The sequence below is a fragment of the Actinacidiphila glaucinigra genome, from assembly GCF_035918135.1.
GTDB lineage: Bacteria > Actinomycetota > Actinomycetes > Streptomycetales > Streptomycetaceae > Actinacidiphila > Actinacidiphila glaucinigra.
Genome location: NZ_CP109144.1, coordinates 5,460,108 through 5,475,136 on the forward strand (window position 1 = coordinate 5,460,108; position 15,029 = coordinate 5,475,136).

General features: G+C 72.7%; 7 protein-coding genes. 3 read left to right on the forward strand and 4 right to left on the reverse strand.

From position 1 onward, the window contains the following. The first annotated feature begins 122 nt into the window (after positions 1-122). Together OIE69_RS24550 and OIE69_RS24555 are read left to right on the forward strand one after the other, a co-directional pair. Positions 123-629 (forward strand): DUF6912 family protein, encoded by a 507-nt coding sequence (locus OIE69_RS24550; RefSeq protein WP_089228810.1) that lies wholly within the window; start codon positions 123-125, stop codon positions 627-629. 81 nt (positions 630-710) lie between these two features. Then, complete coding sequence (locus tag OIE69_RS24555; RefSeq protein WP_326575651.1) at positions 711-1,367, forward strand: HAD family hydrolase; 657 nt, start codon at positions 711-713, stop codon at positions 1,365-1,367. Positions 1,368-1,450: 83 nt separating this feature from the next. Here the strand turns inward: OIE69_RS24555 and OIE69_RS24560 are convergent, their stop codons facing one another. Next, positions 1,451-2,017 (reverse strand): DJ-1/PfpI family protein, encoded by a 567-nt coding sequence (locus OIE69_RS24560; RefSeq protein ID WP_326575653.1) that lies wholly within the window; start codon positions 2,015-2,017, stop codon positions 1,451-1,453. A 308-nt stretch (positions 2,018-2,325) separates the two neighbouring features. On the opposite strand from OIE69_RS24560, the gene OIE69_RS24565 reads away from it, so the two are divergent. Then, positions 2,326-7,254, forward strand: coding sequence for an NAD-glutamate dehydrogenase (locus OIE69_RS24565; protein ID WP_326575655.1), 4,929 nt, complete (start codon positions 2,326-2,328; stop codon positions 7,252-7,254). Between the two features lie 73 nt (positions 7,255-7,327). Here the strand turns inward: OIE69_RS24565 and OIE69_RS24570 are convergent, their stop codons facing one another. The 3 genes from OIE69_RS24570 to OIE69_RS24580 all read right to left on the reverse strand — a co-directional run bounded on the left by OIE69_RS24570 (position 7,328) and on the right by OIE69_RS24580 (position 14,937). After that, a complete protein-coding gene (locus OIE69_RS24570; protein WP_326575657.1) occupies positions 7,328-8,851 on the reverse strand; it encodes a hypothetical protein in 1,524 nt (507 codons plus the stop codon). A 99-nt stretch (positions 8,852-8,950) separates the two neighbouring features. After that, positions 8,951-11,236, reverse strand: a complete 2,286-nt coding sequence (locus OIE69_RS24575; RefSeq protein WP_326575659.1) for a bifunctional glycosyltransferase/CDP-glycerol:glycerophosphate glycerophosphotransferase — start codon at positions 11,234-11,236, stop codon at positions 8,951-8,953. Between the two features lie 17 nt (positions 11,237-11,253). Beyond that, the gene (locus OIE69_RS24580) at positions 11,254-14,937 is read right to left on the reverse strand and encodes a bifunctional glycosyltransferase/CDP-glycerol:glycerophosphate glycerophosphotransferase (RefSeq protein WP_326575662.1); all 3,684 of its coding nucleotides are present in this window, start codon (positions 14,935-14,937) and stop codon (positions 11,254-11,256) included. Positions 14,938-15,029: the final 92 nt, after the last annotated feature.

Here is a 15,029-nt window from a genome sequence, read left to right on the forward strand (position 1 = left end):
GTCTACCGACTGGTAACCGGGTTCTACGGGGACGGGTGCGGCCGGGGGAAGCCGGGCCCGCGATGTCCGGGAGGCGGTGCGGGATTCACCTATCAGGGGTGGTGCGCCCTTATGCTGACGCCATGCGCGTCTACATCCCCACGACCCTTCCAGGCCTGGCCGAGGCGCACAAGGCGGGTGAGCTGGGCCCCGCCCCGCTGGACGCCTTCGCCGTCACCCCGAGCCTGCGCGAGTGGTACGTCTCCGACGACATCGAGGAACTGGAGTACGCCGCGCTCACGCGCGCCGCCCAGGCCTCCCTGCGCCAGCTGGCCGCCACCCCGGACGCGCCCAGGCGCCGCGTGGTGGTCGCGGTGGACGTCGCCGACGGCGCCGTCGCCTTCGACCCCGACCGCGGCCTGGACCCCTCGGCGCTGGGCGCGGTGCGGCTGGCCGCACCCGTGCCGATGACGAGGGCGGCCGCCGTCCACGCCGACGCCGACGATGCCGAGCAGGACGTCACGGCGGCCGCCGACGCCCTCGGCGCGGCCGACGCGGGCGACGACGACGCCCGCTTCACCGTCGACGGGGCCGAGGACCACGAGCTGCTCTGGTACGCCACTCAGGAGATCACCTCGCTCATTGCGTGAGGTGACCGCGCGAACACGCCCCGAGTGGATTTGACCTGGGCACTTGCCTTGGGGACATGGGGTCTGGGTACGGTTTCGGGTGTGAACGCGCATCTCGTGTGGGACTGGAACGGCACGCTGCTCCATGACATCGACGCGGTGATCGAGGCGACCAACGCCTCCTTCGCCGAGATCGGGCTGCCGCGGATCACGCTGGAGCGTTACCGCGAGCTGTACTGCGTGCCGGTCCCCCTGTTCTACGAACGGCTCATGGGCCGGCTGCCCACCGACGAGGAGTGGGAGGTGATGGACGACATCTTCCATCGCCACTACTGGACCCTCGCCGGTACGTGCGGCCTCGCCGAGGGGGCGGCGGAGATCCTGGCGCGGCGCCGCTACGAGGGGCTGACGCAGTCGCTGTGCTCCCTGGCGCCCCACGATCAGCTGATACCGATCCTGCGCACGCACGGCATCGAGAACCACTTCCTTCGGGTGGACGGCCGCACCCAGGGCAGCCACAGCGGCAAGTCCGAGCAGATGGCGCGGCACGTCGCGGCGATGGAGGGCATAGCGGCGGACCGCATGGTGGTCATCGGCGACGCCGTCGACGACGCCGTGGCCGCCCGCCACGTCGGGGCCATGGCGGTGCTCTACACCGGCGGCTCGCACAGCCGGGCCAGCCTGGAGACCGCGGGGGTGCCCGTGGTGGACACCCTGGAGCAGGCCGTGGAGACCGCCGAGGCCCTCGTCGCCGCCTGAGCCCGCCCCACGCCTGACGGCCCCGATCCCCGGCGCGCGCCCGGCTGCCCGGGTCCCCCGCGGGGGACCCGGGCAGCCGGCCGTCAGGTCACCGGCGCCTTGGAGCGCAGCACGGTGAGGAACTCGCGCATCCACGCCGGGTGGTCCGGCCAGGCCCGCGAGGAGACCACGACGCCGTCGACGACGGCCTCGGAGTCCTGGAAGCTCGCGCCGGCCGCCTCCATGTCCATCTCCAGCGCCGGGTAGGCGGTGACACGGCGCCCGCTGAGGGCGCCCACAGCGGCCGTCAGCAGGGGGCCGTGGCAGATCTGCGCGACGGGTTTGTCGGCGTCGAAGAACGCCTTGAGGACCTTGCGCAGCTCCGGGTCGTTGCGCAGGTACTCCGGGGCGCGCCCGCCGGGGATGACCACGGCCGCGTACTCGCCGGGTTCGACGTCCGCGAAGGACAGGTCGGCCGGCCAGGTGTAGCCGGGCTTCTCGGTGTAGGTGTCGAAGCCCTCCTCGAAGTCGTGGACGACGAACCTGAGCTTCTTGCGGCTGGGGGCCGCGATGTGCACCTCGTACCCCTCTTCGAGGAGCCGTTGGTACGGGTACATGACTTCCAGCGATTCCGCCGCGTCGCCGGTCACGATCAGGATCTTGGTGGCCATGGCTGGGTGTCCCGCCTCTCGCCGTCTGCTGTCCGTCTGCTGTCCGTCCGCTGCGTGCTGCTGCTGCCCTGCCGTCCCGCGCCGATGTCGTGTGAACGTCCCGGAACATCCTCGTGACGTTCCCCTCCTCAACCTGCACCCGCCCGACCGGACTGTCCAGTTCGTCAAAGATTGGTTCGTGGTTTTGTACACAAAGAGCCCCTGACAGCCCCCCCGGCCGTAGCGATAGCCTTACAGCGTGATCAGCGCTGATCCATCGATCACCATCACCTACGTCACGCAATGGCGCGCGACAGGAGCATGAGGACATGCAGACCAAGCTGGACGAAGCAAAGGCCGAGCTGCTCGCACGGGCGGCCCGGGTAGCTGAGAACAGCCCGGCGGGGGGACAACCTGGCCAGGGCCTCGAGAAGGAGGCGCTGGGAGCCTTCCTTCAGCGCTACTACCTGCACAGCGCCCCGGAGGACCTGCTCGACCGCGACCCGGTGGACGTCTTCGGCGCCGCCGTGTCCCACCACCGTCTCGCCGAGGTGCGCCCGCAGGGGACGGCCAACGTCCGCGTGCACACCCCCTCGGTGGAGGAGAACGGCTGGACGTGCAGCCACACCGTCGTCGAGGTGGTCACCGACGACATGCCGTTCCTGGTCGACTCCGTCACCAACGAGCTGTCCCGGCAGGACCGCGCGATCCACGTCGTCGTCCACCCGCAGATGCTGGTGCGCCGTGACGTGACCGGGAAGCTGCTGGAGGTGCTGGACGCCGCGCCGGGCGACGCCTCCGGTGTGCCGCACGACGTGCTGGTCGAGTCCTGGATCCACGTGGAGATCGACCGCGAGACCGACCGCGAGGACCTGAAGCAGATCACCACGGACCTGCGCCGGGTCCTGTCCGACGTCCGCGAGACCGTCGAGGACTGGCAGAAGATGCGCGACGGCGCGCTGCGCATCGCCGACGAGCTGGCCGCGACCCCGCCCGCGCTGCCCGAGCAGGAGGTCGGCGAGGCCTGGGAGCTGCTGCGCTGGCTCTCCGAGGACCACTTCACCTTCCTCGGCTACCGTGAGTACGCGCTGACCACGGAGACCACCCCCGAGGGCGAGGAGGACGTGCTCACCGCCGTCCCCGGCACCGGGCTCGGCATCCTGCGCTCCGACCCGCAGCACCGCGTGGAGGAGTCCGAGAGCGGCCAGGCGGTCTCGCCGTCCTTCAACCGGCTGCCCGCGGACGCCCGCAAGAAGGCCCGCGAGCACAAGCTGCTGATCCTCACCAAGGCCAACAGCCGCTCCACCGTGCACCGCCCGTCCTACCTCGACTACATCGGGGTGAAGAAGTTCGACGCCGACGGCAACGTCGTCGGCGAACGCCGCTTCCTCGGCCTGTTCTCCTCGGCCGCCTACACCGAGTCCGTGCGCCGCGTGCCGGTGATCCGCCGCAAGGTGCAGGAGGTGCTGGACGGCGCGGGCTTCTCGCCGGACAGCCACGACGGCCGCGACCTGCTGCAGATCCTGGAGACCTACCCGCGCGACGAGCTGTTCCAGACCGGGCCGGACGAGCTGCGCGAGATCGTCACCAGCGTGCTCTACCTGCAGGAGCGCCGCCGGCTGCGGCTGTTCCTGCGCCAGGACGAGTACGGCCGCTACTTCTCGGCGCTGGTCTACCTGCCCCGCGACCGCTACACCACGGGCGTGCGGCTGCGGCTGACGGACATCCTCAAGGAGGAGCTGAACGGCGTCACCGCCGACTTCACCGCCTGGAACACCGAGTCGGTGCTCTCCCGGCTGCACTTCGTGGTCCGCGTCGCGTCCGGCACCGCGCTGCCGCACCTGACCGAGCGCGACGTCGAGCGGATCGAGAACCGGCTCGCCGACGCGGCCCGCTCCTGGGCGGACGGCTTCGCCGAGGCGCTGACCTCGGAGTGCGGAGAGGAGCGCGCGGCCGAGCTGACCCGCCGCTACGCGCACGCCTTCCCCGACGGCTACCGCGCCGACTTCACGCCCCGCGCGGCCGTCGCGGACCTGCAGCACCTGGAGCGGCTCAACGGCGAGGACTTCTGCCTCAGCCTGTACGAGCCGGTCGGCGCCGCTCCCGACGAGCGCCGCTTCAAGATCTACCGCACCGGCGCCCCCGTCTCGCTGTCCGCGGTGCTGCCCGTGCTGCAGCGCCTGGGCGTCGAGGTCATCGACGAGCGCCCGTACGAGATGCGCCGCGCCGACGGCACCCGCGCCTGGATCTACGACTTCGGGCTGCGCATCGACCCCTCGCTGGGCGACCTCGGCGACGACGCCCGTGAGCGCTTCCAGGACGCCTTCACCGCGACCTGGACCGGGCAGGCCGAGAACGACGGATTCAACTCCCTGGTGCTGCGGGCCGGGCTGACCTGGCGCCAGGCGATGGTGCTGCGGGCGTACGCCAAGTACCTGCGGCAGGCCGGCACGGCCTTCTCCCAGGACTACATGGAGGACACCCTCCGCAACAACGTCCACACCACCCGGCTGCTGGTCAACCTCTTCCAGGCCCGGCTCTCCCCGGACCACCAGCGGGCCGGCAGCGAGCTGACGGACGCCCTGCTGGAGGAGGTGGACGCCGCCCTGGAGCAGGTCGCCAGCCTGGACGAGGACCGCATCCTGCGCTCCTTCCTGACCCTGATCAAGGCGACGCTGCGGACCAACTACTTCCAGCGCGCCGACGGCGGCAAGCCGCACTCCTACGTGTCGATGAAGTTCGACCCGCAGGCGATCCCGGACCTGCCCGCGCCGCGCCCGGCGTACGAGATCTGGGTGTACTCGCCGCGCGTGGAGGGCGTGCACCTGCGCTTCGGCAAGGTCGCCCGCGGCGGCCTGCGCTGGTCCGACCGGCGCGAGGACTTCCGTACCGAGATCCTCGGCCTGGTCAAGGCGCAGATGGTGAAGAACACCGTCATCGTGCCGGTCGGCGCCAAGGGCGGCTTCGTCGCCAAGCAGCTGCCGGACCCGTCCGCCGACCGCGAGGCGTGGCTGGCGGAGGGCATCGCGTCCTACAAGACGTTCATCTCCGGTCTGCTCGACGTCACCGACAACCTGGTCGGCGGCCAGGTCGTGCCGCCGGCCGACGTGGTCCGCCACGACGGCGACGACACCTACCTGGTGGTCGCCGCCGACAAGGGCACCGCGTCGTTCTCGGACATCGCCAACGAGGTCGCCACCTCCTACGGCTTCTGGCTGGGCGACGCCTTCGCCTCCGGCGGCTCGGTCGGCTACGACCACAAGAAGATGGGGATCACCGCCCGCGGCGCGTGGGAGTCGGTCAAGCGGCACTTCCGCGAGATGGGCCACGACACCCAGAGCGAGGACTTCACCGTCGTCGGCGTCGGCGACATGTCCGGTGACGTCTTCGGCAACGGCATGCTGCTCAGCGAGCACATCCGGCTGGTCGCCGCCTTCGACCACCGGCACATCTTCATCGACCCCGTGCCGGACGCGGCGACCTCGTTCGCCGAGCGCCGCCGGATGTTCGAGCTGCCGCGCTCCTCGTGGGCGGACTACGACACCAAGCTGATCTCGCACGGCGGCGGGGTCTTCCCGCGCAGCGCCAAGGCGATCACGCTCACCCCGCAGATCCGCAAGGCGCTCGGCATCGACCAGCCGGTGGCGAAGATGACCCCGGCCGACCTGATGAGGGCGATCCTCAAGGCCCCGGTGGACCTGCTGTGGAACGGCGGCATCGGCACCTATGTGAAGGCCGCCGCCGAGACCCACCCGGACGTCGGCGACAAGGCCAACGACGCGATCCGCGTGGACGGCGGGGAGCTGCGCGTCAAGGTCGTCGGCGAGGGCGGCAACCTGGGCCTGACCCAGCTGGGCCGGATCGAGTTCGCCCAGTCCGGCGGCCGGGTCAACACCGACGCGATCGACAACAGCGCCGGTGTGGACGCCTCCGACCACGAGGTCAACATCAAGATCCTGGTCAACGCGGTCGTCGCCGACGGCGACATGACGGTCAAGCAGCGCAACTCGCTGCTGGCCGAGATGACCGACGAGGTCGGTGCCCTGGTGCTGCGCAACAACTACGCGCAGAACGTGGCCCTGGCCAACGGCATGGCCCAGTCCGCCAGCCTGCTCCACGCCCACCAGCGCTACCTGCGCAAGCTGGTCCGCGAGGGCAAGCTGGACCGGGCCCTGGAGTTCCTGCCCTCCGACCGGCAGATCCGCGAGCGGCTGAACGCCGGCCACGGCCTGACCCTCCCGGAGATGGCCGTCCTCCTCGCCTACACGAAGATCACCGTGGCGGAGGAGCTGCTCGGCACCGGCCTGCCCGACGATCCGTACCTGCGGCAGCTGCTCGACGCGTACTTCCCCAAGGCGCTGCACGAGCGGTTCCAGGGGCAGATCGCCGCGCACGCGCTGCGGCGCGAGATCGTGACGACGGTGCTGGTCAACGACACCGTCAACACCGGCGGCACCACCTTCCTGCACCGCTTCAAGGAGGAGACCGGGGCCACCACGGAGGAGATCGTGCGGGCGCACACCGCGGCCCGCGCCATCTTCGCCCTGGGCGGCATCTGGGACGAGGTGGAGGCGCTGGACACGGTCGTCCCGGCCGACGTCCAGACCCGGATCCGGCTGCACTCGCGGCGGCTGGTCGAGCGGGGCACCCGCTGGCTGCTGAACAACCGGCAGCAGCCGCTGGCGATCGCCGAGACGATCGACTTCTTCCGCGAGGGCGTCGCCACGGTGTGGGCGGTGCTGCCGAAGCTGCTGCGCGGCGCGGATCTGGAGTGGTACGAGTCGATCCACGACGAGCTGACCGGCGCGGGCGTGCCGGAGGAGCTGGCGACGCGCGTCGCCGGGCTCTCCTCGGCCTTCCCGACGCTCGACATCGTCGACGTCGCCGACCGCACCGGCAAGGACCCGCTGGCCGTCGCCGAGGTCTACTACGACCTCGCCGACCGGTTGCAGATCACGCAGCTGCTCGACCGGATCATCGAGCTGCCGCGCGCCGACCGCTGGCACTCCATGGCCCGTGCGTCGATCCGCGAGGACCTGTTCGCGGCGCACGCGGCGCTCACCCAGGACGTGCTGTCGGTCGGCAACGGCTCCTCCACCCCGGAGCAGCGCTACCAGGCGTGGGAGGAGTCCAACAGCGCGCTGATCGGGCGTGCCAGGACGACGCTGGACGAGATCCAGGGCTCGGAGAGCTTCGACCTGGCGAACCTGTCGGTGGCGATGCGGACGATCCGCTCGCTGCTGCGCGCCCGCCGCTGACGCGGTACGACCGCGACAGGACGACGGCAGGGGCCGGGGAGCACGCTCCCCGGCCCCTGCCGCGTGGAAGGGCTCAGCCGACCCGGTACAGCCGCTCACCGGTGCGCGGGCCCTGGGCGACCTGGACGCCCCCCGGCGGGGCCGGCTCGCCGGGCTCGGTCATCACCCATTTCACGTGGTAGCGGCGGGCGATGTCCAGGCGCTGCTCCACGGGCGTCGCGGGGGCCAGGTAGGCGCGTACGTCGGCCTCGCGGCGCTCGCGGTCGGCCGCCGTGGTCGACGGGTCCGGCCAGGCCGGTGAGACGAGGAACACGCCGTAGGCGGGCATGACGTGCTTGGGGTTGTACCCGTCGGTCAGCAGGACGTCGCCGACGGCGATGTGCGTCTGCGCCCACAGGTAGCCGGGCCAGGTGCTCAGCCGCTGCAGGTGCAGCGCGGGAGGGACGTAGCGTGCCGGGACGACCGCGCCCGCCTGCGCGAGCAGTCCCGCGCAGGCCGCGACCGCCGCCAGCGGTGCCAGCACGCGGCGCAGCCCGGTCCACGGCGGGGCCTCGGCCAGCTCGACCGCCAGGGCGAACTGCAGCGGCACCAGCAGCAGCCCGAAGATCCGCCCGAAGGAGTAGGAGCCGCTGAGCCAGCCGTACGCGGCGACGGCGCAGTCCGCGGCGAACATCAGCACCAGCGGGTCGAAGCGGTTCACCCGCAGCCGGCACAGCAGGGCCGGCAGCCCGGCCAGGGCCAGGCCGTACCACTGCCACAGGTTCGCGTACAGCCGCCGGTGGACGTCGTCGACGGTGGGGTCGCCGAGCAGTGAGGAGAGGCTGAAGTAGGGCCACCAGGCGGCGACGGCGAAGGCGACCGCGCCGGTCAGCGCCCAGCGGCCGAGGACGCCGGCGGCGACCGGCATGCGCTGCATGCCGATGACGATGGCGACCACGCCGATGACGGTGCCCATCGCCGTGAAGGGGTGCACCAGCAGCACGGTCCCGATGAGCAGTCCGAGCCAGGCGTGCAGCCATGTCCCGGCGACGCCGCGCCGGGCCGCCCGCGCGGTGAGCGCCCACACCCAGAACGTCACACCGACGGTGAAGGCGCTGGGGTAGGTCAGCCCCCTGATCATCGACTGCAGGCCGAGGAAGCCGCTCCACTCCTTGTGCTGGGGTCCCCACAGCAGGACGAACGCGGCGAGCGCCAGCACCGGCGCCCAGCGCCGGCGGCTCAGCACCCGGGTGAAGGCGCCGATGCCGGTGACGATCAGCGCCAGGTTGACCGGGCCGCACCCCTTGAGCAGTTGCCAGCCCGGTACGCCGGTCAGCTTCGACAGCAGCCCCAGCACCACGGTGTACGGGGTGAAGTAGGGGCTGCCGGTGCCCGGCACGTCGAGCAGCGGGTTGGCCGGGTGCAGCCAGTCGGCGGCGATCCGCTCGATCGCGGCGGCGTGCTGCCCGAAGTCGGAGGCGAGGGGGGACTGCCAGGTCCGGTAGGCGACCAGCGCCCAGAAGAGGGTGCCGAGGATCAGGTACGGCGTGGGCCGGCGCGCATCCCGCAGTTCGTACGCCTGGGTCCGCCAGTCCCGCTGGGTCAGCACGCCGGTCACCGCAGCCCTCCCGGCCGTCGTCCGCTTGTCACCTCGTCCTCTCGATGCTTGATCGTGAGGGGCGCGGCTGCATCCCGGCGGGGCCCGTACGGGGCGCCGCTACGGCTGTGCGGCGGCCTCCTGCGGGCCGGAGCGCGGCTCCTCCAGGGCACCGGCGCCCGCCAGGAGCGCCGGCGCCGGTGCGGGGGTGCGGGCCTCCAGCGGAGCGAGGGGCAGTGGCTCGGTCTCGCCGAGGAAGACCCGCCGTACGACCCGCTCGGCGGCCCGGCCGTCGTCGAAGGCGCAGAAGCGGCGGCGGAACGCGGCCCGCAGCCGGGCCGCCTCCGGGCTGTTCCAGGCGCCGTCGCGGAAGGCCGCGATCAGTTCGTCGTCGCTGGTGGAGACCGCGCCGGGGGTCTCGCCGGGGGCGCCGGACAGCAGGTCGAAGTAGACGCCGCGGCTGGCCCGGTAGACCGGCCAGTCGTCGGCGTGGACGACGATGGGACGGTCGAGGAGCGCGTAGTCGAACATGATCGACGAGTAGTCGGTGACGAGGGCGTCGGCCGCCAGGCACAGCTGCTCGACCGACGGGTGCCGGGACACGTCGACCAGCAGCCCCTCCTCGTGCAGTGCCTTCAGCCGGGCGTCCTCGCCGTGGAAGTAGTGGATGCGGGTCAGCAGGACGAAGTCCTCGCCGAGCGCCCGGCACACCCGCTCCACGTCCAGCCGCGGCACGAAGTTCCGCTGGTAGTCGCGGGTCGTCGGCGCGTACAGGACCGCGGTGCGGCCGGGGGCGATGCCCAGGGCCGCGCGGGCGTGGGCGACCTCGGCGGCGCCGGCTGTCAGGAAGACGTCGTTGCGCGGGTAGCCGGTCTCCAGGTGCTGCCAGGAGGAGGGGTAGACGCGCTCCCAGATCTCGCTGGAGTGCGGGTTGGAGGACAGGCTGTAGTCCCAGCGGTCGACCCGTTCCAGCAGCCGTCGGAAGCTCATGCCCTTGGCCGAGGCGGGGTAGCGCTGCTGGTCGATGCCCATCTTCTTCAGCGGGGTGCCGTGGTGGGTCTGCAGGTGGACGCTGCCGGGCCGCTTGCGGACGTCGTTGGGGAAGTTGACGTTGCTGATCAGGTACGTGGCCCGGGCCATCAGCCGCCAGTAGCGCCGGGTGCGCGGCACGACGTAGTCCACGCCCTTGGGCACCCGCGGCACGTCGGACTTGCGGACCAGCCACACCCCGTGGACGCCCGGGGCGATCTCCCGCGCCTTGTGGTAGATCGCGGCCGGGTTGCAGAACACCCCGCGGTCCCAGTACGCCGAGTACACCGCGAGGTTGGGGTCGAGCGGCCGCCGCAGGTGGTAGGCGTACAGGGCGGCCTTGGCCCGCTGCGCGACCTGCCGGCGCAGCCACCGCCTGCGCCGGGTCAGCTCCTTGCGGGCCCCGCGCGGCACGTCTCCCAGCCGGGCCAGCAGCCAGCTGCCGCGGGCCAGCCGCGCGTAGCCGAGGGCCTTGTCGGCGGGCGGTGCGAAGCCCTCCGGGAGGTGGCGGGCGTACCAGCGGGCCGCGAGCCGGAAGAACTCGCCGCGCAGCCGTCGCGGGATCCGGTCGGGGTTGCCGAGGCAGAACAGGAAGTGGCTGACGGCCCGTTCGAACAGCATCGGCCGCAGTGGCGCGAGGTGCTCGCGGCCGGGCGCGTCGAGGAAGTCGAAGAGCCGGGTGTACTGGTCGAGGATGACGAAGTGGTTGCGGCCCGGGCTGCGGGTGCTGGCGCCGCTGCGCCGCTGCCGGTACTCCAGCACGACCCGGGCCAGGCAGGAGATCCGTTCGGCGCTGAGCATCGTCTTGTAGGAGACGAGGGCGTCCTCGTAGATGCCGTCGCTGAAGGAGAAGCCGTGCTCCCCGTAGAAGGCGCGGCGGTAGACGCGGTTGGAGGTCATCGCGAACAGCCGCAGGAACTCGGGGCGTTCGGTGATCCGGAAGACGTCGGTGCCGGCGGAGGCGAGCAGCCCCCCGAAGACGCTCTTCTCGGCCGCCTCCCACCAGTAGGTGCGCACATGGTCGAAGTAGAGGATGTCCGGGTCGCCGTCCTGCTTCAGCCGCTCGGCGACCGCCTCCAGGGAGCCGGGGGCGAGGGTGTCGTCGCCGTCGAGGAAGAGCAGGTAGTCGCCGGTGGCGCGCTCCGCGCCGGTGTTGCGGGCCCGCCCCACACCCTGGTTCTCCTCGTGGTGCAGCGCGATCACCCGTGAGTCGCGGGCCGCGTACTCGTCGAGGATGCGGCCGCAGTGGTCCGGCGAGCGGTCGTCGACCGCGATCACCTCGAGGTCGGGCAGTGACTGCGACAGCACCGAGTCGAGGCAGGCGCGCAGGTAGCCCTGCACCTGGTGGACCGGGACGATGACGGAGAAGCGGGGCATGTGGATCCTGGGTTCCCTCAGGGTCGGTGACGGTCGGGTTCGAGCAGCCGGTCGACGGCGCGGGCCGCCGCACCGCCGTCGTCGAGGTGGCAGAAGGTCGCGCGGAAGTGGGCGTACGCGTCGGCGCTGTGCCGTGCCACGGTGCCGAGGTCGCGCAGCGCGCCCGCCAGTTCGGCGGTCGACTGCAGCAGCGGGCCGGGGGCCTGGGCCTCGAAGTCGGGGTAGAAGCCGCGCAGGGTGTCGCGGAAGTGCTCCAGGTCGGGGACGAGGAAGAGCATCGGGCGGCCGGTGTTGGCGAAGTCGGCCGCGGGTGACGCGTAGTCGGTGACCAGGACGTCGGCAGCCAGCAGCAGCTCCGCCACGTCCGGGTGGGAGGACACGTCGCGTACGAACCCGGAGCGCGGGGTGCGGACGCGGTCGGCGACCAGGGGGTGGGAGCGGAGGAGCAGCACATGGTCGGCGCCCAGGGCCCGTTCGGCCTCCGCCAGGTCCAGGTGCGGCGACATGCGGTAGTGCTCGGCGTCGTACGCCAGGTCGTCGCGGCGCGTCGGCGCGTACAGCACGACGGTGCGGTCCTTGGGGATCCGCAGCCGGTCGCGCAGCGCGGCGGCGACCTTGTCGCGGTCGTCGGCGAAGAGCACGTCGGTGCGGGGAAGTCCCGTCTCGGCGACCGGGCCGTCGTAGCCGAGCGCGGCGCGCAGCAGCGGGGTGCTCTGGGCGTTCGGCGACAGCAGCAGGCTCCACTGGGCGCCCGGGTCGCGCGGCGGGCGGGGCAGGTGCACCAGGTCGGCGCACAGGGTCGCGGCGAGGTCCCGGCCCGTCCTCTTGAGGGGGGTGCCGTGCCAGGTCTGCAGTACGGTCTGGTCCGGGCGGCGCACGAACCACTGCGGCAGGTGCGTGTTGGTGACGACGTAGCGGCTGCGGGCGAGCGCCTCGTACCAGGCGGCGCTGTGCAGCACGACGGGCCGCGCGGTCGCCGGCGGGGGAGCCTGCCCGTCCCTGACCACCCACAGGTGCTCCAGCCCGTCCGCCGCGCGGCGGCGCAGCAGTTCCTCGTGGACGGCGCGCGGCGAGTCCCCGTACGCCCGCCCGTCGAAGGCGCTGTACAGCACCGCCTCGCGGCGCGGCAGGCCGCGGGTGCGGGGGTGGTGGCTCTCGCGCAGCACCCGCTGCCGGTACGGGCCGCGCTGCGGCTCCGGCACCGTGGGCCGGGCGTCGAGGAACAGCCGGTCGTGGAAGCGGCGGTCGACGGAGAAGGACTTGCCGCCCGCCTCCGCCGCCATCGGCAGCGCCTCGAAGACCCCGGGCGCGACCCGTACCGCCGCTTCCGTGCCGGCCCCGTCGCGCAGGAGCAGGTACCAGCGGCCGGCGGGCAGCGGGACGGTGCCGGCGAGGGACTCCAGCGCGCCGGGGCGCAGGGTGGCGGTGAACCGGCGCCCCTCGTCCGGGCCCGGCCCCTCCTCCGGTGGATACGGCAGCGGCGGGATGGCGCTGGACGGCGGCGGGAGGCCGGGCCGCCGTCCCGGTACGCCGTCGGCCTGGACGGGGACGGCGTGCTCCACGCGGTGGGTGCCGTGCCGCAGCACCAGTTCGGCCGGGCCGGGCGCCGAGCCGGGGGCGAGGCGCCCCGCCACGACCAGGGCGCCCTCGGCGGTCCAGCCGATGGCGTCCGCCACCGGCTGCGGGGTGCGGTCGCGCAGCACCAGCTTCCCCGACGCCTTCGCCTCGACGAGCAGCCGCCGCGGCGTCCCCCCGAGGCGGGGGTCGGTGCCCAGGTCGTAGTGCCCGGCGGGCAGCGCCCCGTCGAGGTGGACGGGGTCGGCGTGCCCGGGGCGCAGCAGTGCGACGTCCCAGCTGTCGGTGTCCTCGGGGCGGATCTCCTTCGGCCCGGCGTCCAGCGCGGGCCGGGCGGCCGTCAGGTCGGCGAGGGGCACGCGGGCCCGGCGGACGCCGTCGTCCGCCTCCCCGGAGGCCAGGGGCTCCAGCGGGTACTCCAGCACGGTGGGCGTCGCGGAGTGCGTCAGCCGTACCGCCGTCGCCTGCGGCGCGCCCGTGAAGTCCAGCTCCACCGAGGTGCCGCCGGCTGCCGGCCGGTGCGCGGTCAGCCGCCGCACCTCCGGCTCCACCGACAGGTGCAGCCGGCCCTGCCGGTAGTACGGCACGAGCCGCATGCCGCCGCCGGCCGCGTACGACGGCGGGGACGCCCCCGAGCCCGCGTCCGCGGCCCGCAGGCCCGCCTTGCGGATGACCCCCTTCGCCGCGACGACCACCCCGAGCTGCCAGCGGCCGGCCCGTGGTTCGCCCTGGCGGCGGCCGGTGGTCAGCCGCGCCGGGTCGATGGTGATCTCGAAGCCCGACCAGTCGTAGCAGTGTTCCTCCTGGCGCGAGTTGAGGGTCGCGGCGGGCTCCTGCCGGATCCTGACGGGCAGCAGCACCACCTTGGCCCGGCGGCCGTGGCCGTGGACGGCGACGGCGGTGATGTGCGCGGCACCCTTGCGGTCCGCGTCGATGTTGCGCAGGTAGGCGTAGCCGCGCAGGACGAGCCGGCCGTTCTCCCGCACCACCTCGCGCACCCGCGCCCGCACCGGGAAGTCGGCGCGCCGCAGCCGGGCCGCGGCGGCCGGCAGGGCGATCCGGCCGCCGTCCGCGCCGCGCAGCACCGCCCGCTTGCGCAGCGGCGGGCCGGCGACGCCGAAGCCGGCGGAGTTGCGCTGCTCGTGGTCGAGCACCGCCAGCAGGTCGTCGAGGCGGTCCTTGAGGATCAGGTGCCACTTGATGCGCAGCCCGGCGGGCAGTTCGGGGAAGAGGGTGGGGTCGACCCGGGTGAGCCAGTCCCGGCAGCGGTCCATGAAGACCCGCCGGTACTCGGGGCCGGCCATCGGCAGGGCGTCGATGAAGTAGAGCAGGTCGTCGGTGAGGACCGAGCGGTCGTAGGCCCGCTTGAAGGAGGTCCAGCGGGTGCGGGCCGGGTCGCCGAGGAAGCGGCTGACGTGGTCGACGGCGGCGATCCGGTCGCGCACGCCCTTGACGTCGGTGCGGCGCCGGGTGATGGAGCCCTCGCGGATCCGCCAGTAGTAGACGTGCTCGTGGGCCACGTCGACGGCGTCGGCCAGGAAGTGCGCGGGGATGGTGAGCGGGGTGTCCTCGTAGAGCACGCCCTCGGGGAAGGCGAGGCGGTGGCGCTCCCAGAAGGAGCGGCGGAAGACCTTGTTCCAGGCGACCCGGTCCGACAGCAGGCTCAGGTCCCGGGTGATGTGGGTGCCGGTGACGGTGCGGGTCATGTCCCGGTGCTGCCAGGCCTGGCTGCGCCCGTCGGCGGTCAGCCGCCACACGTTGCCCGTCGCGAAGTCCGAACCCGAGCCGTCCAGCAGCCCCACCAGGTTCTCGTAGGCGCGCGGCGGCACGATGTCGTCGCTGTCCAGGAAGCACAGGTACTCGGTGCGTGGATCGGCGTGGCGGGTGCCGGTGTTGCGGGCGTGGCCCAGTCCGCCGTTGTCCTGCCGGACGAGGCGGAAGCGGGGGTCGCGGTCGGCGAAGCCCTGGGCGATCTCCGGACCGGAGTCGGTGGAGCCGTCGTCGACCATGACCACGTCGAGCGCGTCGAAGGTCTGGGCGGCCACCGAGCGCAGGCACTCCTCCAGCCAGCTCTCGACATTGTGGACCGGAACGACGACCGTGAGGCGGGGCGTGCGCGACACCATGGTGACGTGGCCCTTTCCGGACGAGGGCGACAGGGGGCGAGGGGTTCAACTCGCGACCGCCTCCTCGGTCACCTCGCCTGCGCCTTTCGGGT